The following is a 20,052-nucleotide window of genomic DNA, read 5'->3' as shown; positions in this document are numbered from 1 at the left end:
AACGCCGCGACAGCTGGCGTGTTTGCGCTCAACTGCAACAATCCGCGCACGAACGCGAACAGCAACATCGGGTTCCGCCCCGCTCTTGAGGAAAGCCAGAAGCGGCATGCCTACGGGCCCGCCGCCAGTGCGCCATCAAAAGGACGCGACATCCTCGCCTATTGGCGAAACATTAAACAAACCGTGCTGGCAAGTAGCAAAACGAAAGTCAGCGCGCACCCATGCCAAAAACTTATAACAATTTATTACCAAAGATTTACGACTTTGAGAACTTGCACCGCGCTTACTTGAAGGCTCGTGCAGGCAAGCGAACGCGACTGGAGGTTATGCGCTTCGAGCAGGACTTGGAGGGCAATCTGATCCAGCTGCAAAACGAGCTGATATGGAGGATGTACGAGACAGGAAAGTACAGGTTATTCGACGTGTTCGAGCCAAAGCACCGCATAGTCGCCGCACTACCGTTCCGTGATCGCGTTGTCCAGCACGCGATTGTTTCAGTGATTGAGCCGATATGGGAGCAGCGCTTCCACTTCGACAGCTACGCCTGTCGACCTGGCAAAGGCACGCATGCCGGCGCAGATCGGGCGCAAGATTTTCTGCGCCGTGTGCAGCGGCAGCATGGGCGCGTGTATGCGCTCAAGGCTGACATCAGCAAGTTTTTCGCCAGCATCGACCACGGCATTCTTAAAAAACTGATCCGCCGCCGCATCGCGTGCCAGCCGACGCTGGCGTTGCTGGACGCCATTATTGACAGCACGGCAGGCGACGGACTCGCGCCAGTCGGCCTGCCGATCGGCAATCTGACCAGCCAGTTATCCGCCAACATCTATCTGCACGAGCTTGACGACTACGCAAAACACAAGCTGGGGGAGCGGCACTACTGCCGCTACATGGACGATTTCATCATCGTTCATCACGACAAACAGCACCTGCACCGCGTGCGCGCCGACATCGAGGACTGGCTGTGGCGCGAGCTGAGGCTAAAAACCAACCATAAAACGCAGGTATTCCCGGTTGCTGTGCGCAACGGACGTGCACTGGATTTTCTGGGATACCGGATATACCCGACTCACCGACGATTGCGCGTGGATAGCATCAAGCGCATCAAAACTAAGCTGCGAAGGCTCAAGCGGCAATACGCAGCAGGCGAAATCAGCATTGATGACATCACGCCAAGCATCAAAAGCTGGGTCGCTCACGCCAGTCATGCTCAGACGTTTGGTTTGCGTGAATTTGTCATGAAGGCATTTGTATTTAAACGAGAAGCAATGCCGCCTCAAACCCCGCCGCACTTGCTGCGCAGTTAAGTATCAGCGCAGTAGAGGCATCGATATCAGGGCGGGACGCAGCATGGGTGAGCAGTTCGTACAGGCCAGCCAGCGTATCATCGCAACTGGAGCCGATAAGAGGATTAATCTGCATGGCGGCCTGACGGGATGTTGATTGCATGGTGCGACCTCAAAAAGCATGCACTATGAGTTCATGCACTATCAAACACATCGGCGTATGCGCCGATGCTAAACACCCAATAAGCGTGCAAGCAATTCCGTGCGGCTGCGCGTAAACAGCTTTTGATTCATCGCCTCAAGGTGCGCGCGTATCGTGCGCTCGCTCACGCCAAGACGCGCAGCCATCGCGCCATTCGATAGCCCAAGCTCAAGCAAATCGGCCACATCACGTTCGCGCGCGGTCAGCATCAGGCGGGCTGTGGCGCGCCGATCATGGCGGCCAGCACCCTCTATCGCAGACTGGCGCAGCAAGCCGGCCAGCGCCGGGCGGACGGAGGCCGATTTGACAGACAGCGCTAGGCTGCGCGCAGATACCGCGTCAATCACAGGCAGCATATCGCCATCCACCGCCGCTACCGCAACATCGCGCGCCAAGCGCGCCAGGTGAGCATTCATACAATTCCAAGGTGTGATCGGGTCAGTTACAACAAGCGCCCAGCGCGCAGGGGCGCTTGGGCGGGCAAAATCTAGCGGTATGCTCAACTCCGGAGAATGAAAGCATGGCGCAAGATTATCACCACGGCGTGCGCGTCGTAGAGATCAACGAAGGCACCCGCCCTATCCGTACCATCGCCACCGCCATCATCGGCATCGTGTGCACCGCCAGCGACGCGGATGCCGTGGCCTTCCCGCTGGATACGCCGGTATTGCTGGCGGGCAACGTGCAAGAGGCCATCGGCAAGGCCGGCACCAAGGGCACGCTCAAGCCCACACTAGAAGCCATCGCCGCACAAGCCAAGCCCATGGTGGTCGTGGTGCGCGTGGCCGATGGCGCTGACGAAGCTGAAACAACCAGCAACATCATTGGCGGCACCAGCGTAGACGGCAAATTTACCGGCATGAAAGCCCTGCTGGCCGCCAACAACACCCTCAAGGTCAAGCCGCGCATTCTGGCTGTGCCGGGGCTGGACAATGCCGCCGTCGCCACTGCCCTGGTCAGCATCGCGCAAAAGCTGCGCGCCTTTGCCTATCTGTCTGCGCATGACTGCAGCACCAAAGAAGATGCCGCCGCCTATCGCGACACGCTGGCCGCGCGCGAAGCGATGGTGATCTTCCCGAACTGGGTGTGCTGGTCCACGACAGAAAACAAGTCCGTCGAAGCGCCAGCCACCGCCTTTGCCTGCGGCCTGCGTGCCAAGATCGATGAAGAAACCGGCTGGCACAAGACCCTGTCCAACGTCGGCGTCAATGGCGTCACCGGCATCAGCATCGATCTGACGTGGGATCTGCAGGACCCCGCCACCGACGTCGGCTACCTCAACGAAAAAGACGTCACCGCCCTGATTCAGTCTAGCGGCTATCGCTTCTGGGGCTCGCGTACTTGCTCGGATGATCCGCTGTTTGCCTTCGAAAACTACACCCGCACCGCGCAAGTGCTGGCCGACACCATGGCCGATGCGCACATGTGGGCCATCGACAAGCCGATGCACCCAAGCCTGGTGAAGGACATCGTAGAAGGCATCAAGGCCAAGGGGCGCGAGCTGGTGGCGCAAGGCTACCTGCTGGGCTTTGACTGCTGGTTTAACGAAGAAGCCAACAGCAAAGAAGTGCTCAAGAGCGGCAAGCTGTATATCGACTACGACTACACCCCGGTGCCGCCGCTGGAAAACCTGATGCTGCAGCAGCGCATCACCGACCGCTATCTGGTTGACTTCGCCGCGCGCATCAACGGCTAACCCAAAAGGAAAACAGAATGGCCCTGCCCCGCAAACTCAAACACTTCAACGTGTTTTACAACGGTGAAAACTTCATCGGCCAGGCCGGCGAAGTCACCCTGCCCAAGATCGCCCGCAAGATGGAAGGCTGGCGCGGCGCCGGCATGACCGGTGAGGTCAAGGTCGACATGGGCATGGAAGCCATGGAGCTGGAGCACAGCTACGGCGGCATCATGGCCGAGATCTACCGCGACTTCGGCATTGCCAAGGTCGATGGCGTCATGCTGCGTTTTGCCGGTGCCTACCAGCGCGACGACACCGATGCCGTAGATGCCGTCGAAATCGTCTGCCGTGGCCGGCATGAAGAGATCGACCCCGGCAGCGCCAAGGCCGGCGACGATACCGAATTCAAGGTCAAGTCTGCGCTCAGCTATTACAAGCTCAGCATCAACGGCGAAGACCTGATCGAGATTGACCTCGTCAACATGGTCGAAAAAGTCGGCGGCGAAGACCGTCTGGCAGAGCATCGCAAGGCCATCGGCCTGTAACCACCCCATGCCCAAACGGCCGGCGCGCGCCGGCCTTTGTCACACAGAAAGCACCCCATGAACAAAATGACACTCGACACCCCAATCAAACGCGGCGACACCGAAATCACCGAACTGAGCCTGCGCAAACCGCTGGCCGGCGAGCTGCGCGGCATCGCGCTGACGGGTCTGATCCAGATGGATGTCGACGCACTGGCCAAAGTCTTGCCACGCATTACCACCCCTGTCCTCACCGAGCATGAAGTCGGGCGCATGGATATTGCAGACCTGATGCAGGCCGGCATCGTGGTGTCCGGTTTTTTGTTGCCGAATGCCAGCAAGCCGGATGCATCCCTCGCGTAATTGACGACGCAATGGCGGATATCGCGGTGGTGTTTCACTGGCCGCCGCGAGAAATGGACGGCATGACGCTGGTAGAGCTAATGCAATGGCGCGAGCGCGCCAGGCTAAGAAACGGAGCAGACGAATGAGCGGGCGCAATCTCAAGCTGGAAGTGATCCTGCAGGCGGTAGACAAGATCACCGGCCCGCTCAAGTCGGCCATGCAGGGCAGCAAAGGCTTGGCGCAGGCAGTAAAGGGCGCGCGCGACCAGATCAAGGGCATGGAGCAGGCAAGCGCCAGGATGGACGCCTTCCGGCAAGTCAGCCGCGACGCAGCCATCGCCGCCAACCAGCTAGCGCAAGCGAAGGACAAGGCGCAAGCACTGGCCCGCACGTTTGCCGCCACGGAAAACCCGACCAAGGTCATGGCAAGAGAGCTGGCCGCAGCCACGGCAGAAGCCAAGCGGCTGGGCGAGCGTAGCCAGACCCTCACTCAGAAACAGCAGCGACTGCGCGCAGAGCTGGCAGCAGCCGGCACACCAACCCGCAATCTGGCCCAGCACCAACGCGAACTGCGCCAGCGGGTCACAGAGGCCAGCGCCGCACTGGAGAGGCAAGAGCAACGGCTACGCGCCCATGGCGAGCAAATGCGCAAGCAGGCCGCCGCCCGCGCGAACTACGACAAAGCCCTCGCCACCCGCGATAAGCTGGCCGGCGCAGGGGCCGGCATGATGGCGGCCGGCGCGGCGGCCGGCGCACCCATCGCCATGTCGGTGCGCGAATACGCCAAAGCCGAAGACGCCGCCACCAACTTACGCGTGGCGATGATGCGCAAAGGCGGCAGCGTGCCGCCCGAGTTTGAAAAGATCAACGCACTGGCCGAGCAGCTGGGCAACCGCCTGCCGGGCACCACCGCCGAGCTGCAAGGCATGATGGCCATGCTGCTACGCCAGGGCATGAGCGCAGCGTCCATCCTGAACGGGCTGGGCGAGGCCACTGCCTATATCGGCGTGCAGATGAAAATGCCGTATGAGGACGCGGCCAAGTTTTCGGCACAGCTGCAAGACGCCACCCGCACCACCGAAAAAGACATGATGTCCTTGATGGATGTCATCCAGAAAACCTACTACACCGGCGTAGACCCAGAGTGGATGCTGCAAGGCTTCAGCAAGCTGGGTGCCGGTATGGACACCATCGGCAAGAAGGGCCTGCAGGGCGCTAAAGAGCTGGCACCCTTACTGGCGCTGGCCAATCAGGCCGGCATGACCGATGGCGGGTCGGCGGGCAACGCCTATCGCAAGGTGTTTCAGCTGGGCATGAGCAAAGACAAGGCCGACAAAGCCAACGCCGAGCTAAAAGACATGGGCGCGGGCTTTTCGCTGGACTTCACCGATGGCAAGGGCGAGTTTGGCGGGCTGGACAAAATGTACGCCCAGCTGGCGCAGCTCAAAAAACTCAGCACCCAAGACCGTGGATCGGTGCTGAAAGAGATGTTTGGGGACGATGCAGAAACCCTGCAAGTGCTCACCCTGATGATCGAGAAAGGCAAGGCCGGATACACCGAAATGCAGGCCAAGATGGAAGCGCAAGCCAGCCTGCAAGACCGCGTAGGCCAGCAGCTTGGCACGCTCAAAAACCTGTGGGATGCCGCCAGCGGCACCTTTACCAACTTTCTGGTCAAGATGGGCGAAGCCATCGGACCAGAACTGAAGGCGGTCACGGAATGGATGGGCGAAGCCGCCGCCACCGCCAGCAACTGGGCCAAGCAAAACCCCGCACTGGCCAATACCATCATGAAGGTGGCCGCCTTTATCAGTATCGCCCTGATCGCCACCGGCGGCCTCGCCGTCGCGCTGGCCGCCATACTGGGGCCGCTGGCGCTGGCCAAGCTCAGCATGAGCGTGCTGGGCATCAAGGCCTTCGCACTGGCGACGCCGCTATGGACGCTGGCGCGCGCCGCCCTGCCGGCGGTGGGTAACGCCATCCTGTTTATCTCCAGGGCACTACTGATGAACCCGATCGGCTTGGCGGTGACGGCTATTGCCGTGTCAGCGCTGGCGATCTGGAAATACTGGGGGCCGATCAAGGCGTTTTTTGCCGGGCTATGGCAGGGCGTACTGGCCAGCACCAACACGGCACTGGCATGGCTCACTGCAATGCCATCAAGGCTTAACACCATTGGCCAGCAGCTCATGCAAGGGCTGGTGAAAGGCATTCAAAGCGGGCTCAAATGGGTGATGAGTGCAGTGCGGGGCGTTGGTGACGTACTGCCGGAATGGCTACGCAAACGGCTGGAAGTGCACTCCCCTTCTCGGGTGTTTGCCAGGATAGGCGGCTACACCATGCAGGGCTTGGCGCAGGGGCTGAACGACGGGCAGGCCAGCCCCTTGCAGGCGGTAATGGCCACCGCCAAAAAGCTCACCGCCGCCGGCGCAGGCCTCACGCTGGGCGCGGGCATCGCCATGGCCGGCACGCTGCCGCTAGACAGTCGGCCGCCACTAAGCCGGCCCGGCGCAGCGGTTAGCCAGAGTGCCGCCGCCAGCCCCATCAATATCACGATCAACGCCGCGCCCGGCATGGACGAGCGCGCACTGGCGCGGCTGGTGGCGCAAGAGATCGACAAGGCCAAGCGCCAGCAGGCCGCGCGCGGCCGCTCACGCCTCACCGACAGGGATTAACCATGCAAGGCTTACCGATGATGACGCTGGGCATGTTTGTGTTCGCGATGGACACCCTGCCCTATCAGCAGCTGCAACACCGCGCCGGCTGGCGCTTGCCGGGCAATAGCCGCGTGGGTCAGCGCAAGAGCGTGCAGTTTTTGGGGCCGGACGATGAAACCGTCACCCTGTCCGGCGTGCTGGTGCCCGAGCTGACCGGCGGCGACACCGCCCTGTCCATGGTGCGGCTGATGGCCGATCAGGGGCGCGCATGGCCGCTGATCGATGGCGGCGGCGAGATCTGGGGTTTTTACATGATCGAATCGCTGGAGGCCGGCCGCACCCTGTTTCATAGCGACGGCAAGGCGCGGCGCATCGAGTTCACCCTCAGCCTGAGGCGGGTGGATGGCGACTCGCTATCCGACATGCTGGGCCAGATCACCGGCCAGCTATCCGCCATGGTGCCGGGCCTGCAAGGCTGGCTGCCATGAATATCGACTTGACCCGCACCGATAGCCCCGCCTTCAGCCTGAGCCTGTCAGGCCGTGACATCAGCGCCAACATCACCCCGCGCCTGATCTCGCTCAGCCTGACCGACGCGCGCGGCTTCGAGGCCGACCAGCTGGATATCGAGCTGGACGACGCAGACGGCAAGCTGGACCTGCCCACCCGTGGCGCCAAGATCAAGCTGGCGCTGGGCTGGAAAGGCGGGCTGATGGTAGACAAGGGCGATTACACCGTAGACGAGATCGAGCACAGCGGAGCGCCAGACAAGATCACCCTGCGCGCCCGCTCTGCCGACCTGCGTGCCGGCATTGCCCAGCGCAAAGAGCGCAGCTTTCACGGCAAGACCTTGGGCGAGATCATTCGCACGCTGGCCGAAGCCAACGGGCTGACCGCCGTGATCCCGCCCGAGCTTTCCGACCGCAAAGTGCCGCATCTGGACCAGCAAGGCGAAAGCGACATCGCGCTGGCGACACGGCTGGCCGGCGAATGGGATGCCATCGCCACCGTCAAGGCCGGCCGTCTGCTGTTTATCAGGGCGGGTGATGCCACCACCGCCAGCGGCCTGCCCATGCCGCCGGTGGCGATCTTGCGCCGCGATGGCGACAGCCACCGCTTTTCCATTGCCGACCGCGACAACTACACCGCCGTGCGCGCCTACTGGCAGGACATCGATAACGGCAAGCGCGGCGAAGTGCTGGTGGACAAGAACACCCAATTCGAGCGCAAGAACCAAGTCGGCAAGCGCGGCAAAGTGCTCAAGACCAAAAAGCTGACCGTCACCCAGCGCGAGGCCATCGAGGCCAGCGCCGACAACATCAAGCAGCTGCGCCACACCTATGCCAGCGAAAACACGGCATGGCAGGGTGCGCGCAGTGCCTGGGAAAAGTTGCAGCGCGGCGTGGCCAGCTTCGAGATCACCCTCGCCCGTGGGCGGCCGGAGATCATGCCGGAGCTACCGGCGACCGTGCAGGGCTTCAAGCCGGCCATCGATGCTTGCAGCTGGATCATCGCCAGCGTCACCCACACGCTGGACGATAACGGGCTGATCACCCGGCTGGCGCTGGAGATGAAGCTGGAAGACATGGCCAGCTGACGGGCTTGTCATTTGTATCTAATCGGATACAATGAGCGCATGAACACATTTGTTGCCACCGCCGAATTTGACCGCTGGCTGGCCGGATTGCGCGACCCAATCGCCAAGGCCAGGATTGTCCAGCGCATCCGGGCTGCATCACTGGGTAATTTTGGCGATTGCGAGCCTGTGGGCGAAGGCATCTCTGAAATGCGCGTCCACGTTGGGGCCGGCTACAGGGTCTACTACACACGGCGCGGCAGCGTGGTTTATTTGCTGCTATGTGGTGGCAGCAAATCCAGCCAGCAGCGTGACATTCACCACGCCAAGACCATGCTGGATAACTTGCCGGAGGACTAGCTATGACACAAATTGTCCCATTCGACGCTGCCAACTATCTGGACAGCGAAGAGGCCATTGCCGAATACCTGAACGCTGCACTAGAAGACGGCAATCCTGACATGCTGCTACTAGCCGTGCGCGACATTGCCCGAGCAAGAGGCATGGCGCAGCTGGCAAAAGATAGTGGCATGGGGCGTGAAAGCCTTTACAAGGCGCTGATGCCGGGCGCGAAGCCGCGCTACGACACCATGCTCAAGCTGCTGCGCGCACTGGGCGTACAGCTTCACGCCACGCCGACTGCACACACATGAAAAAATCTGAGCCGCTCACCCGTGAAGACGGCGAAGTCCGAGAACTGGGAACGCAAGACATGGCGAACATGAAACCCGCCGCCGAAGTGCTGCCAGCCAGCCTGCTGAAAAAGCGGGATGCAAAAATGCTGTTTCCAATCGCAATCGAGCCCGGCGACGAAGCCCACGCATTCGGCGTGATCGTGCCGGATATTCCGGGATGTTTTTCGGCGGGCGACACACTGAATGAGGCGCTTCGCAACGCAAAAGAGGCCATAGGCCTGCATTTGCAAGGGATGGCAGAAGAAGGGATGAAAGTTCCGGCGGCCAACAGCATGCAATCGCACGCTGCTAGCCCAGAATACGCAGGCTTTATCTGGAAAACTGTTGAGATTGACATGAGTCAATACCAAGATTGACCGTGCCGGCACACCCAGCAAAGCACCGATCAAACCACCGCCCGCAAGGGTGGTTTTCTATTGTGGCGCCCTGCCACAACCAGCCCGCCAGCCGCCCCACCCTTAGCGCGTGAGAAACTGAGCGCCAGCCGACAGCCGGCCAAGGATCTGGCCGGTCAATTCGTCAAAACGCTGGATATTAGAAGGGTTCACAATGACACCAGAGCAACAGGAAAAACAGCAAGTGTGGGAGCAGAGGCAACGTGAGCAGCAGCGCGTGCAAGAAATACAAAGTCACGTCGATTACATCATCAAAAATTCGCTTTCCGACCGTCACGATACCGGCACCACCACCCGCCTGCTGGAGCAGATGCTGCCAGAGGCCGCCGCAGACCCGAAGGCATGGGCAGCGGCGTTAGCATCGGCATTATGGAGCGCGGATGAAGTGGTGATGGAAAAAGCCCGCCGCTATCAGCTATGCCCGTGCGCCCGCCGCTAGCGCGGTTTGGTCGGGGCGGGCAGGTAGCGCCGCGTCATCGTGTCGCGCCGGCCGGATCGGGCGCGGGGGCCGGCCAGCAAGCGGGCGGTGCTGGGGCTCAGGCGCATGGGTCGGCCTCGCGCATGGCGGCCAGCAGCATACGCCGCGTGCGCTCATCCAGCCGGCCCCACAAGGCCACCACCTCGGCAAGCTCGGGCGATAACGCCGGCATGGCGTGCGCGCTGCCCAATACAAAGCCGACATCAAAACCGGCATCACCCAGCGCCAGCAAGGCATTAGTATTGGCGGCCCGTGTGCCTGCCTCCCACGCCGCGTAAGTCGAGGCCGACACGCCGGCCAGACGGGCCGCGCTCATCTGCCCCAAGCCAAGACGGGCGCGTTCGGATTGCAGGCGGTGATGTAGATTCATTGTCAGCCCTTTTCTATCTGTCTGAAGATCAGGATTGGCGTCATGCCGTAATGATTGAATGGGCGGCCGGCAGCAAGACGGACGGCATTGAGCATTTCAGCCATGGAAGAGGCCAGCGCTGACCCGATATCAGGTGGAGGCGAATCATCTTCAGGAAGCGCATCAACGCAGCCAAGAACATGCCAGTCGCCAGAAATATGGCCGCCATGCTTGAGTGCCAAATCATCTGGGTTGATTACCATGAATTCACTGTTCAGCGTCATCCATACTTGATCGCCATCATGATCGGTAAGATACATCTGCACCGATTGCGGCAATTTCTCGATCAGAGCGCCAATGGACTTGTATTCAGCTTTCAAAGCACCTATCTGTTTGGCGCTCTTTCCTGCTGCCTCTTGCCGGACAAAAAAATCGAGCAACGGGGTCCACATGTTCTGCAGCAGCTTGATATCCAACACCGATACCCTGCCGCACGTCAGGCGAAGCTGGCCGATACGGGTGTCAGCAAGGCCGCGACGGATAAAACCATACTGGTCGAGGCCATCCAGCACATTCAAAGGGAGCGTCCATGAAGAGTCGAACTGCATCTCTTGACTGGTGGTATTCGTAGACTGGGCACTACTGGCCCCCTTGAGTAGCTTGGGAATGCCGGCCTCGACGCCGTTATGGATGCCGTCGGCGGTTTGCTCGGTTTTCTTGACGGATGTAAGTACCCCGTCGTCAAAGACCTGCGCCATAAAGGCAGACAGTCTGCTGCGATCTAGGTAGAGAAAATCATAGAGTGAATCGATGCTTTGAAAGTCTTGCGCCACGTGCATGGTTTCCTTTGATATTTTCGCGCTCTGCTTCATGCGCGCGTGTTCTCGCCTCAAGAACGTCGAACACTTCTTTAGCGCCTTGCGTCAGCAGGGCATCTGCCTTTTCGCTTGCTTCGGCCAGCTTCTTCAGGCTGGAAAAAAATGTAGTGTTCATGACTTTGGCCTCGCCAGATAAAAACAGGGTTTAGTTTTAACCTGTTATACATTGCCAGCTCAGAAAAGCGACCGGTTTAGCCAGCTTTCTGCGGGTTGGTGTCTGTTATCGACTGCGATGTATTCATCAGGCGTCGGCTGCCTCTTTTACCATCAGCAGGAAATCATCTTCGTCAAGGATGGAAGCCCCCATCGCCTGCGCCTTCTCAAGCTTGCTGGCGCCAGCACGCGGGCCGGCACACAGCAGGTTTAGGTTTTTGGTGACATTTTTGCGCACGATAAAGTAAGACCCGGCCGCCATGTCTTCGAGCGATTCGCGCTTGGCCGAGGCAAAGCCGGTAAAGGCAATCTCCAGCGCGCCAACGGCTTTGAGTTCGGAAACGCTCATAGATGCCGAGGAAAAATCAGTCACATTACCAATGCTGGCCGCCGCCTTGCTGCGCGCCATTTCAGCCTGCGCATGGGCCTCAACGATGCCATCCGCCCAGCCCATGGCGTCAGCCACCTCGCCGGTCAGTTCTGAGGTCACCACGCCCTGCACCCTATCCAGGCGAAAGGTGCGATGCGCATTGCGCAGCAGGCAGCGACCGGCAAAGCGCTCGCCATCAATCATGCGCACCACCATTCTGCGGTCACTGGTTTCGCCCTTGGCATTCAGGTAGGCAAAATTGATCACATCCAGCTTGCTGCCTTCGATCGTGCGCCATGTTGAGCGGGTGCGCTTCGGGCGGCCCACCGGCTCCCAGTCGCTGAACGTTCCCGCCGGCACATTGCCGCCGATCGACTCGATCAGTGCGATCAGGTCAACGCTCTCGATGGGGTCGATCTCGCCATCCTGTAGCGACTCCTCCAGCAAGCGGGAGAGCTGGCCGATGCGCGGGTTGCTCAGCAGCCACGGGCTGGCGCGCAGCAGATCTTGCAACTGGAAAGCCTCGCCATCGTCTATCCAGCCATCGGCCGCTACCGCTTCGCAGCGGACAATAAACTGCGCCTCGGAAACAGCATCTGGATTGGGCGCGGGCACATGAGGCTTGTCGGGCGCTACAGCAGGCGGCGCGCACTCAATGGGCGCCAGAGGCACTGGCGAAGAGGCGGAGCGTCCTGCAGGCCGGCCGGCTAGGGCAGACGATGCAGGCGCTGGCTTTGCCGGCTCGGCAACCGGATCGGGCGCGGCAATGCGCCGGGCAAGATACCAGCATGCGGCCAAGCAGCCACAAGACACCGGATAGAGCCAGCCGCTGCCAGCGAGCAGACTGGTCACTACCACGACAGGGAGTAGCGCCACGCCACCAGACAGCGCGCCGGAAACATGCCGGGTGAAGATGCCGTATTTCTGGGCAACATCACAGCGACACACCGCCCGCCAGATCAGGATCGGACAAGCCAGCCAGACAGCCAGCAGCACCAGTACGGAAAGATCGGACACGACAACCCCTTTACAAACAAGAAATCAGCGGCCGCCAGTCGCGGCCGGGACGCGACTTAACCCGCCTTCTGCGGGTTGGTATCGGCTATCGACTGCGATGTATTCATTAGGATCGCCACCCCGCGCGCATCCATGGTTGCCATTTGTGCAAGCACTTGCGCTTGCTCGTTGGAAAGCGTCGTCTCGTTGCGCACGCCGGTGACGATGTACAGCACGTCAAAGCCGGCAGCGTATAACTTTGCCAGTGCGACAGCATCCGGAACGCGGTCATACCTCTCCCACGCGTGGTATGTGCTAAGCCCTGCTGAGGCGACTTCAGCGGCCTGTTTTTGGCTCAAGCCAAGACGGTGGCGCTCACTTGTAAGCCGATCTTGAAATCCCATTTTCGAGAAAGCCTATTGATATAATCCCGAATAAGGGATAAAGTGCCATCCCATAGAGCCGGAAAACTCAAACGGGACAAACAAAAATGAGTAGAGAATACCGCAAACACCCGGAAACGGGTACACCAAGCCCCGCCAAGATCGAAACCGCCGTGTCGCTGCGCCTCACGCCGGAAGACTACGTCACCATCCGCGAAGTGGCCGAACTGGAAGACCGCAGCGTGTCGTCGCTGGTGCGCCTGTTGATCCGCCGCGCCTGCATCGCCCACCGCGCCAGCGTGGCCGCCAAAATCCCCCCCCCTCAAGATCAGATTACCCAATAGCAGCGGGTTTCCCACGCAGCGCAATTTGTTTGTCATTGAGAAAGCGAGCAAGACCATGCAGCAAGCCATCGAGCAGCGCCACCCATCACGCAGCGGCTATCTGGCCAAGTATCTGGCCAAGGTTTACAGCGTGACCGGCATCCACGCCTACGCCTTGAAGTACCTGTTAAAAAGCCGCAACGAGCAGGAACTCGCGGCGGCGGTGGCAGAGCTAAAGGCCAGTGATCTCGGCTTATTCAGGCCGGTTGAAGGTGAAGCGGTTGTCGTAGCCTTCGCGTGAGGCGGGTTTGTTTGGCCCGATGAGGTCAATCAGCCCCATGTCGAGCAGGGCGTAAACACAGTTGAAGTAGCCGCCCATGCCTTCGGGCCTGATGATGCGATAAACCTGACCTTCGTGGTTTTCAATCGCAATCACCATGCGGCCGCCACCTTCAAAGCCTTTGGCATTGAGCATCTTGGTAATGGATTCGTCGTAGTCGGGGACAGTCACACCTGTCAGTGTTTTGCTTAGCATTGAGGCTCCAGAGTCATGCACAAAAACCAAAACAGTAGCACGGCAGCAGCAGGTTCAGCCATACAGGGGCGCGTTGAGCAGGCGCTGCGCGCTGCGCTCACCAGCCGCGAGCGCGGCGATATTGCCGAGGCGGTGGGCTGGGACGATAGCCAGGTGTCGCGTTTTATGTCAGGGCAGCAGGGCGTCACCATCACCAAGCTGGAGGCCTTGCTCAAGGCCGCCGGCTACACCATCGCCAACAAAAAATACATTGATGCACTGACCACCCTGTCGATCATGGGTGCCGAGTGCGCGCAGTGCGACCAGCAAAGCGACTGCAGAAAACAGAGGCAGAAGTAATGGCTTTTATTTGTCCGGCTTGTGGCCATGTGGCCCGCAAGCGCTCCAGCCGCATGCTGTCCCGCGAAGTGCGCGAGGGCTATTACAGCTGCACCAATGATCAGTGCTGCGGACAGTTCCGCACGCTGGAAGGCGATCCGGTGTGGACCGCCAAGCCGGCCAGCCTGGGCAAGCTTGAATACCGCCTCAAGCTGTCGCCACGCAAGTTCCCGCCGGTAGATAAGCGCCAGATAGCGCTGCCGATCCCGGAATAACCCACCCAAGCGCCACCCATGGCATGCCGTTTTGACGGCATGGCGGGGACGGCTTGGCCTAAACCCACGAAAACACAGCGGAGCGCACCATGAAAACAATGACCAAAACCCGATTCAGCAATGGCACTTGCTGCTATTCGCCCAACTGGCGCACCCGCCAGCCTTCGCAGATGCGCCTGTTTGCGCGCCAGTTGCCGCTGGCGCTGCTGGCGGCGCTGGTTATGGGCGGCTTGCCGCATCTGTTTCTGTCGCTGGGGTGGATGTGATGCAGGCCGCCAAAGACACCGCCGCCTATCAGGACTTCCGCCACGCGCTGGCGTTTCTGGGTGCCAGGGCCGGGGCCGCCAGCGGCCATGCCGCGATCAGCGAAACCCGCCCGCCACTGGAAACTGTCACGGCTTTGCAGGCCAAGGTGCTGACGCCGGCGCAACTGGATGCGATCAGCCAAGTGCAAAGCGCACTGGCCGGCATCCAGAGTCTGGGCGCGCTGGTGAATACCCTGATCGCACAGCAGGGATTGCCGCTGCAGCGCCCGTCCATCGCGGACACCGCCCGCCTGAGCGGCGACATCGAGGGCGCGCTATTCGATCACAGCCTGGCGCTGGCCAAGCTGGCCGCCGGCGGCCGCACCGCTACCCCATCCACCGACCGCCGCATTGCGGCATAAGGACACAACATGGCAACCCTGACCCTTTCCAGCCTGAATGCGCTGCTCAACACCATTCCCACTCCGCCTCGCCCGCAGGACATGACGGCGCTGGAAAATCTGGTGCATGCCATCGCCACCGCCGCCGGCATGGATGTGGCGCTGGATTTGTGCACGAACGCCGCCAAAGACAGCCCGGCGGTGAAGGCGGTCGACGCATGGGCGGCGCACACCGAAGAGGGTGCGATGTTTGATATGGCGCTGAAGAAGATGGTCGCTGTGCGCACCGCATTGGAAGGGCAGCGATGAGCGCAGCCAAGCCTAGCTTGCTGGACAAGCTGGATGACTGGGGGCGCGAGATGGTGGCGCGCTTCCCGTTTCATTTGCGCCAGGGTATTGCCCGGCGCTATCTGGCGATTCGCGGCCGCGCTTTGCGCCATGGCGCTGCCCGCATCGGCATTCTGGATGATGGCCGCGAGCGCGAGGCGAACTTGTGGCTGCGCAATCTGGCGCTGGAGTTCCCTGAGTACCGTCTGGCGCTGGGCGCGTCGGATGGTCAGCTATGCGAGTTTGCCAACGAACGCGCCAAGGAGTTCGACTTGATGTCGGCCCGTGGCGCGTCCGTTGACGATCTTGCTGCCCGCTGCGCCCATTACGGCGTGGAATTGCCTTACGGCGAGACGGAACACGCTGTCGCGCGCCGGCTGGGTCACGATAAGTGGTGGCGCCGTGCCTTGCGCCGTCACCGGGTGCGCGCCGGCGAAGCGCTGGCTATTGAGCTGGGCATGGTGTGCAAGCAGCGCCAGCTGTACGTCAGCAACGACACACTGGCGATCCGCACCGCACAGAAGGCGCGCAACAGCGCGTTGCTGGATGGCATGGTGGCGGTGAATGAGCTGGGGCAGTCGTTCACGCTGACCGAGCTGGCAGAGAAAGGGGTTTCCAACCCCAAGATCCGCCGCGCCGAACTGATTTGCCGCATGGCCGGCATGGAGACTATCGCGCAAAGCGTGGGGCTGGCCGGTGAATTTATCACGCTGACCACGCCCAGCCGCTTTCATGCGGTGATCGCCAAGACCGGCCGCGCCAACCCCAAGTACGCCGGCACCACGCCGCGCGATGCGGCCGATTATCTGCAAAAGGTATGGGGGCGCATTACGGCCCAGTTGGCGCGCGAAGGCATCCGCATTTATGGCCTGCGCGTGGCCGAGCCGCACCACGACGGCACCCCGCACTATCACGGCCTGTTTTTCATGCGTCCGGAGAAGGTGGCCCGTTTCCGCGCCATCGTGGCGTGCCATGCGGTGCGCGAAGACCGCGACGAGCTGGGCCTGAGCTATGCGCTGACCGACAAGCTGGCGCGGGCGCAGGCGCGCGAGATGAAGGCCGCCGGCAGCAGCAGGGCCACACTGGAGGCGCTGGCCCGCAGCATCGGCAACGAGCGCGCATTCTGGCGCGAGCCGGCCGCCGGCGTGTGGGCCGGCATCGATGCCCGTATCAACTTCAAGGCCATCGACTGGAATCGCGGCACGGCCACCGGCTACATCATCAAGTACATCGCCAAGAACATCGATGGCGAGCGCAATGATGGCGAGTCGGTCGGGATTGACTTTGACGCCAGCGACGACGGCATGGGCGGCAACGATGTCCGCGCCACCGCGCTGCGCGTGAATGCCTACGCGTCGGCTTGGGGCGTCCGCCAGTTTCAGCAGGTAGGCGGCCCACCGGTAGGCATCTGGCGCGAGCTGCGCCGCTGGAAGCACGACGGCGCCGAGACGGTGATCCAGCTGGCAGCCATGGCCGCCAACGATGGCAACTGGGGCCGCTTTGTCGAGCTGATGGGCGGCTGGGAAGCCCAGCGCAAGGCTATGCCGCTCAAGACGGTGAAGACCGTGTCCGGCGGCCTGAATATCTACGGCGAAGCCCGTGCCGATACGGTGGCTGGCGTGGTGGATATTGAGAGCGGGATGGTGGTCGCAACGCGTGCCCACGATTGGACGATAAGCAAGGGGGTTGACCTTAAAGCAGGCGCAGCCTGCACTTGGACTCGTGTCAATAACTCTACGGAAATGAAATTTTCCAGCCTGAAGCCGGCCCCGATGCCGACCGAAGCGGACTATGAGCGCTGGGCAGATGAGGCGGAGATGGACCGTTTGATGCGCGCCATCCAGCCGGAAGACGACGGATTCAAGCCGGCGGCCGAATTGGCCCAGATTCGCCAGGCGAAAAAGGCCGCAATGGACAAATACCGCTTCGAGCGCGAGATCAATAGCAACGACGACGGCACGCTGTCGGACTTTGTGCAGGCCGATATTGAGCGCCGCATGGTCGAAGCCGAGCAAAAATCAGCCGAAACGCGCCAGCGCGTGGCGATGTCTGCCGAAATCAAGGCCATCAGCCGCACTTACCAGCAGCCAGCGCACGGTCGCGGGCTGGAAGTCATCGCCCAGGTGAAGCGCGCGGCCGAGCATCAGGCCAGCCGCATTGAAAAACCGACCCGCCAGAAGATCTTGCAGGGCGTGACCTTGCAAACCCAAGAACAACAAGCGGCCACGCTGGCCCGCCTCATCGCCAGCGCCCCAGTGCTGAGCAATAGCGAGCCGGACGCGCCGGATCTGGTCTCGGCAGAAATCGCCAAGGCCAACCGCCTGATCAAACAACTTAGCCAGGTCATCGCCTGAACCCAACTGAAAAGGAAGCCACCATGACCAAGATCATTGAAGTGAACGCCAGATTAACCCCGCAGGAGGCGCAGGCCTTCGGCTCTTTCCTGCGCTTGGCGGGCCGCGCTGACTACGCAGTCAACGCCAAGACCGAGGAAGAAGCCACGCTGATGCAGGCGGCTGGCGATAAGCTGCGCCGCGCACTGGCCCACGGCGTGATCGATGCGCAAAAAATTGCAGGGGAAGCGCAATGACACATTTGTACGTGAGGCTTGTCGAGCGCGAAACGCGCCAGTTTCAGCAGCGCGTCGCGCGCATCAACCGCATGTTGCCGGTACTGCAGTCGGCCGAGGCGCTGGCGACCCGCGCCCATGGCTGGAGCGGCATGCGCGCAAGGGCGGATGCCTGTGAGCAAGGCTACCCGTTTATCAGCATCAGCATCCCGATCGAGCGGATGCCGGGGCTGGACGTGGCGGACATGCTGACAGAGGCGATGAGCGAGACGGTGATTGCCTGCCTGGCTGCGACCGGCGAATACCTTGTGCTGCTGGATGATGATGGCGACAACGAGGAGGGATCGGCACTACGCGTGAAGGTGGATACGCACTGATAGACAAGGCCGCGCAAGCGGTCATGGCTGGCCGGCTTGGCTCCGAATAACGCAACCGGGGTGCCGTCCTCTGAAACCGGCAGGCCGGCCAGCCATGACCACTGAGAAAGACAGCAATGCCGACGCAAGACTTATACCGCTTGGGCCACTTGGACGGATTTAACGGTAAAGCGCCCCAGCAGCCGGAACAGCCCTACTACATGTACGGCCACCAGCGCGGGCAAGAACTCAAGACCATGCAAGCAGCGAGGACAGAAAAATGAATGAAACACTGGATATGACCGAAGCCGCCGAGCTGCTGAAAATCAGCGCCTCGCTGATGCAGGAGCTGGCATCCACCGGCGTGGTGATCGGTGCCCGCGTCGGCAAGGGCTGGGTATTCATTCGCCAGGACTTGATGGATTACCTGCGCGCCGAGACTCGCCGCCAGACCAATGAGCGCCGCGCCGCACAGGAGGCGGACAAAGCGCTGGCAGGCCGCACCCCGGGCGTGCCGACATTTGGCGCACCACGCCGCCAGCCGACCACGCGCAAGCGCCCGGATCTGGACAAGCTGGAGGCTGCACACGCATGAGCATGACGCACCCGATGAAAGACCCGTGCAACTGGGCAAACTTTGTCGTGACGCATCGCGGCGCGGATTATGACCTGCTGCGCGAGCCCCGCCGTGCCAGCGCCGCAGCGATAGAGCGGGGCAACGCCCGCCGCAAGATCGAAGAAAAACGCATGCTGGCCGACATCGCCGGCAAAGACTATTGGGAGCATTGAGATGAGCAGCAAGCCAAAGCGCATCCCGCGCCGCACCACCAGCCCGCTGATGCTGCTGGCCGCCAAGCAGCCAGTGGGCACCACCGACGCCGACCGCCTGATGCTGCCGGCGCATGTGCACCTGTATGAAGTCGCTCACGGCGAAGCAAAGCAGGACGCGATGCGCATCCTGACCGTGAATCTGACCGCCGCCTACGATGCGGCGGTGCACTACAAGAATGCTGCCATGCGCGAGATGCTGGAAACGGCGGCGCTGGCATGGGTGGCCGCCCGCGAGCGCTGCATGGCACGCGGCATGGCCGAGCGCATGCTACTGACAGGCGACGAGCTGAAGCTGGTACGCGGCGCGATCAGCGCGCTGCATGACTGGCTTCCACGCGTTGAGCTTGGGCTGTGGATCGCCATGATTAACGAAAGCGCCGCCCGCTGGGAATGGCATTGCAACAAGCAGGCGGCGTAAGCCGCAGCTATTTCAAATAAAACAGGATTACCCCATGAATAGCATCACCCTGGACGGCCGCGTGGCCGCGGATAGCGAACTGAAATACACCCAGAGCGGCGATGCAGCGCTGTCGTTTCGCGTGGCAAGCGATATCGGCTTTGGCGAAAAAAAGACCACCAACTGGTTTTATTGCCAGCTGTGGGGCAAGCGCGCCGAGGCGCTGCAGCCCTATCTGGCCAAGGGTCAGCAGGTGACGGTCTACGGCCAGCTGACGCTGAGAGAATGGACGGACCGGGACGGCGCCAAGCGGCTGTCGCCGGATGTGCGCGTCAATGAAGTGAGCCTGCAAGGCGGCAAACGCGAAGAAGAACAAGCGCCGCCAGCCAGCCGCCAAGCGCCCACACCGCCGCCGGCACGCAGCAGCTACGGCGGGCAGAAGCCGGCCACCAGCAGGGACGAATACCCCTACTAAGGAACAAAGCAACGGGCCAGATATGGCCCGTTTTGC

33 protein-coding genes are annotated in these 20,052 nt (G+C 61.3%); 26 read left to right on the top strand and 7 right to left on the bottom strand.

All coding sequences use genetic code 11. The annotated features are described in order from the left end of the window. The first annotated feature begins 221 nt into the window (after window positions 1-221). Complete coding sequence (locus tag M3P88_RS02050) at window positions 222-1,307, top strand: reverse transcriptase domain-containing protein (protein WP_249614406.1); 1,086 nt, start codon at window positions 222-224, stop codon at window positions 1,305-1,307. 210 nt (window positions 1,308-1,517) lie between these two features. Here M3P88_RS02050 and M3P88_RS02045 read toward each other — a convergent pair whose 3' ends face one another. Next, the gene (locus tag M3P88_RS02045) at window positions 1,518-1,904 is read right to left on the bottom strand and encodes a response regulator transcription factor (protein WP_249614405.1); all 387 of its coding nucleotides are present in this window, start codon (window positions 1,902-1,904) and stop codon (window positions 1,518-1,520) included. Between the two features lie 104 nt (window positions 1,905-2,008). On the opposite strand from M3P88_RS02045, the gene M3P88_RS02040 reads away from it, so the two are divergent. The 11 genes from M3P88_RS02040 to M3P88_RS01995 all read left to right on the top strand — a co-directional run bounded on the left by M3P88_RS02040 (window position 2,009) and on the right by M3P88_RS01995 (window position 9,796). Beyond that, window positions 2,009-3,184, top strand: a complete 1,176-nt coding sequence (locus tag M3P88_RS02040) for a phage tail sheath protein (RefSeq protein ID WP_249614404.1) — start codon at window positions 2,009-2,011, stop codon at window positions 3,182-3,184. Between the two features lie 17 nt (window positions 3,185-3,201). Continuing rightward, on the top strand, window positions 3,202-3,711 hold the full coding sequence (locus M3P88_RS02035; RefSeq protein WP_249614403.1) for a phage major tail tube protein: 510 nt from the start codon (window positions 3,202-3,204) through the stop codon (window positions 3,709-3,711). A 57-nt stretch (window positions 3,712-3,768) separates the two neighbouring features. Then, complete coding sequence (locus M3P88_RS02030) at window positions 3,769-4,053, top strand: phage tail assembly protein (protein ID WP_249614402.1); 285 nt, start codon at window positions 3,769-3,771, stop codon at window positions 4,051-4,053. 11 nt (window positions 4,054-4,064) lie between these two features. After that, window positions 4,065-4,181 (top strand): GpE family phage tail protein, encoded by a 117-nt coding sequence (locus M3P88_RS15870; RefSeq protein WP_283773061.1) that lies wholly within the window; start codon window positions 4,065-4,067, stop codon window positions 4,179-4,181. Further along, window positions 4,178-6,709: a phage tail tape measure protein gene (locus tag M3P88_RS02025; protein WP_249614401.1), complete on the top strand. Its 2,532-nt coding sequence runs from the start codon at window positions 4,178-4,180 to the stop codon at window positions 6,707-6,709. The genes M3P88_RS15870 and M3P88_RS02025 overlap by 4 nt, the downstream gene beginning before the upstream one ends. Window positions 6,710-6,711: 2 nt before the next feature. After that, on the top strand, window positions 6,712-7,179 hold the full coding sequence (locus tag M3P88_RS02020) for a phage tail protein (RefSeq protein ID WP_249614400.1): 468 nt from the start codon (window positions 6,712-6,714) through the stop codon (window positions 7,177-7,179). Then, window positions 7,176-8,288: a phage late control D family protein gene (locus M3P88_RS02015; protein ID WP_249614399.1), complete on the top strand. Its 1,113-nt coding sequence runs from the start codon at window positions 7,176-7,178 to the stop codon at window positions 8,286-8,288. Before M3P88_RS02020 ends, M3P88_RS02015 begins: the two co-directional genes overlap by 4 nt. Window positions 8,289-8,327: 39 nt before the next feature. Continuing rightward, complete coding sequence (locus M3P88_RS02010; protein WP_249614398.1) at window positions 8,328-8,627, top strand: type II toxin-antitoxin system RelE/ParE family toxin; 300 nt, start codon at window positions 8,328-8,330, stop codon at window positions 8,625-8,627. Between the two features lie 2 nt (window positions 8,628-8,629). Then, window positions 8,630-8,920 carry an addiction module antidote protein gene (locus M3P88_RS02005; RefSeq protein ID WP_249614397.1) on the top strand — a complete coding sequence of 97 codons (291 nt, stop codon included), beginning with the start codon at window positions 8,630-8,632 and terminating at the stop codon, window positions 8,918-8,920. After that, window positions 8,917-9,318, top strand: a complete 402-nt coding sequence (locus tag M3P88_RS02000; RefSeq protein ID WP_249614396.1) for a type II toxin-antitoxin system HicB family antitoxin — start codon at window positions 8,917-8,919, stop codon at window positions 9,316-9,318. Before M3P88_RS02005 ends, M3P88_RS02000 begins: the two co-directional genes overlap by 4 nt. A gap of 193 nt (window positions 9,319-9,511) precedes the next feature. After that, window positions 9,512-9,796 (top strand): hypothetical protein, encoded by a 285-nt coding sequence (locus M3P88_RS01995; protein ID WP_249614395.1) that lies wholly within the window; start codon window positions 9,512-9,514, stop codon window positions 9,794-9,796. Between the two features lie 97 nt (window positions 9,797-9,893). Here the strand turns inward: M3P88_RS01995 and M3P88_RS01990 are convergent, their stop codons facing one another. From M3P88_RS01990 to M3P88_RS01970, 5 genes are all read right to left on the bottom strand, one after another. Further along, window positions 9,894-10,205, bottom strand: coding sequence for a helix-turn-helix transcriptional regulator (locus tag M3P88_RS01990; protein ID WP_249614394.1), 312 nt, complete (start codon window positions 10,203-10,205; stop codon window positions 9,894-9,896). A 2-nt stretch (window positions 10,206-10,207) separates the two neighbouring features. Next, window positions 10,208-11,023: a DUF6414 family protein gene (locus M3P88_RS01985; protein WP_249614393.1), complete on the bottom strand. Its 816-nt coding sequence runs from the start codon at window positions 11,021-11,023 to the stop codon at window positions 10,208-10,210. Further along, window positions 10,980-11,177: a hypothetical protein gene (locus M3P88_RS01980; RefSeq protein ID WP_249614392.1), complete on the bottom strand. Its 198-nt coding sequence runs from the start codon at window positions 11,175-11,177 to the stop codon at window positions 10,980-10,982. Before M3P88_RS01980 ends, M3P88_RS01985 begins: the two co-directional genes overlap by 44 nt. A 126-nt stretch (window positions 11,178-11,303) precedes the next feature. Continuing rightward, window positions 11,304-12,602 carry a hypothetical protein gene (locus M3P88_RS01975; RefSeq protein WP_249614391.1) on the bottom strand — a complete coding sequence of 433 codons (1,299 nt, stop codon included), beginning with the start codon at window positions 12,600-12,602 and terminating at the stop codon, window positions 11,304-11,306. 56 nt (window positions 12,603-12,658) lie between these two features. Then, entirely contained in the window at window positions 12,659-12,940 is a 282-nt protein-coding gene (locus tag M3P88_RS01970; protein ID WP_249614390.1) for a helix-turn-helix domain-containing protein, read from the bottom strand. 131 nt (window positions 12,941-13,071) lie between these two features. Here M3P88_RS01970 and M3P88_RS01965 point away from each other — a divergent pair, with 131 nt between their 5' ends. After that, on the top strand, window positions 13,072-13,308 hold the full coding sequence (locus M3P88_RS01965) for a ribbon-helix-helix domain-containing protein (RefSeq protein WP_249614389.1): 237 nt from the start codon (window positions 13,072-13,074) through the stop codon (window positions 13,306-13,308). Between the two features lie 55 nt (window positions 13,309-13,363). Continuing rightward, window positions 13,364-13,588 carry a hypothetical protein gene (locus tag M3P88_RS01960; RefSeq protein WP_249614388.1) on the top strand — a complete coding sequence of 75 codons (225 nt, stop codon included), beginning with the start codon at window positions 13,364-13,366 and terminating at the stop codon, window positions 13,586-13,588. Here the strand turns inward: M3P88_RS01960 and M3P88_RS01955 are convergent. Further along, window positions 13,541-13,822 (bottom strand): hypothetical protein, encoded by a 282-nt coding sequence (locus M3P88_RS01955; protein ID WP_249614387.1) that lies wholly within the window; start codon window positions 13,820-13,822, stop codon window positions 13,541-13,543. The genes M3P88_RS01960 and M3P88_RS01955 overlap by 48 nt on opposite strands. A gap of 15 nt (window positions 13,823-13,837) precedes the next feature. Between M3P88_RS01955 and M3P88_RS01950 the strand changes: the two genes are divergently transcribed. The 12 genes from M3P88_RS01950 to M3P88_RS01895 all read left to right on the top strand — a co-directional run bounded on the left by M3P88_RS01950 (window position 13,838) and on the right by M3P88_RS01895 (window position 20,016). Beyond that, window positions 13,838-14,161, top strand: a complete 324-nt coding sequence (locus M3P88_RS01950; RefSeq protein ID WP_249614386.1) for a helix-turn-helix domain-containing protein — start codon at window positions 13,838-13,840, stop codon at window positions 14,159-14,161. Continuing rightward, complete coding sequence (locus tag M3P88_RS01945; RefSeq protein WP_249614385.1) at window positions 14,161-14,415, top strand: Ogr/Delta-like zinc finger protein; 255 nt, start codon at window positions 14,161-14,163, stop codon at window positions 14,413-14,415. Before M3P88_RS01950 ends, M3P88_RS01945 begins: the two co-directional genes overlap by 1 nt. Before the next feature lie 89 nt (window positions 14,416-14,504). Beyond that, window positions 14,505-14,681: a hypothetical protein gene (locus tag M3P88_RS01940; RefSeq protein ID WP_249614384.1), complete on the top strand. Its 177-nt coding sequence runs from the start codon at window positions 14,505-14,507 to the stop codon at window positions 14,679-14,681. Next, window positions 14,681-15,082 (top strand): hypothetical protein, encoded by a 402-nt coding sequence (locus tag M3P88_RS01935; protein ID WP_249614383.1) that lies wholly within the window; start codon window positions 14,681-14,683, stop codon window positions 15,080-15,082. Before M3P88_RS01940 ends, M3P88_RS01935 begins: the two co-directional genes overlap by 1 nt. A gap of 9 nt (window positions 15,083-15,091) precedes the next feature. After that, window positions 15,092-15,370 carry a hypothetical protein gene (locus M3P88_RS01930; RefSeq protein WP_249614382.1) on the top strand — a complete coding sequence of 93 codons (279 nt, stop codon included), beginning with the start codon at window positions 15,092-15,094 and terminating at the stop codon, window positions 15,368-15,370. Next, window positions 15,367-17,742: a replication endonuclease gene (locus M3P88_RS01925; RefSeq protein ID WP_249614381.1), complete on the top strand. Its 2,376-nt coding sequence runs from the start codon at window positions 15,367-15,369 to the stop codon at window positions 17,740-17,742. The genes M3P88_RS01930 and M3P88_RS01925 overlap by 4 nt, the downstream gene beginning before the upstream one ends. Before the next feature lie 23 nt (window positions 17,743-17,765). Next, window positions 17,766-17,978 carry a DUF7706 family protein gene (locus tag M3P88_RS01920; protein WP_249614380.1) on the top strand — a complete coding sequence of 71 codons (213 nt, stop codon included), beginning with the start codon at window positions 17,766-17,768 and terminating at the stop codon, window positions 17,976-17,978. Further along, on the top strand, window positions 17,975-18,334 hold the full coding sequence (locus tag M3P88_RS01915; RefSeq protein ID WP_249614379.1) for a hypothetical protein: 360 nt from the start codon (window positions 17,975-17,977) through the stop codon (window positions 18,332-18,334). Before M3P88_RS01920 ends, M3P88_RS01915 begins: the two co-directional genes overlap by 4 nt. Window positions 18,335-18,593: 259 nt before the next feature. Beyond that, a complete protein-coding gene (locus M3P88_RS01910; protein WP_249614378.1) occupies window positions 18,594-18,908 on the top strand; it encodes a helix-turn-helix domain-containing protein in 315 nt (104 codons plus the stop codon). After that, window positions 18,905-19,102 carry a hypothetical protein gene (locus M3P88_RS01905; RefSeq protein WP_249614377.1) on the top strand — a complete coding sequence of 66 codons (198 nt, stop codon included), beginning with the start codon at window positions 18,905-18,907 and terminating at the stop codon, window positions 19,100-19,102. The genes M3P88_RS01910 and M3P88_RS01905 overlap by 4 nt, the downstream gene beginning before the upstream one ends. A 1-nt stretch (window position 19,103) precedes the next feature. Then, window positions 19,104-19,562, top strand: coding sequence for a hypothetical protein (locus M3P88_RS01900; protein ID WP_249614376.1), 459 nt, complete (start codon window positions 19,104-19,106; stop codon window positions 19,560-19,562). Between the two features lie 34 nt (window positions 19,563-19,596). Next, window positions 19,597-20,016 (top strand): single-stranded DNA-binding protein, encoded by a 420-nt coding sequence (locus M3P88_RS01895; protein WP_249614375.1) that lies wholly within the window; start codon window positions 19,597-19,599, stop codon window positions 20,014-20,016. Window positions 20,017-20,052 lie beyond the last annotated feature (36 nt).

It is taken from the genome of Craterilacuibacter sp. RT1T (assembly GCF_023502145.1).
Classification (GTDB): domain Bacteria; phylum Pseudomonadota; class Gammaproteobacteria; order Burkholderiales; family Chromobacteriaceae; genus Craterilacuibacter.
Note: the sequence above shows the minus strand (reverse complement) of the source record. Positions and strands in the feature narration are given on the sequence as shown.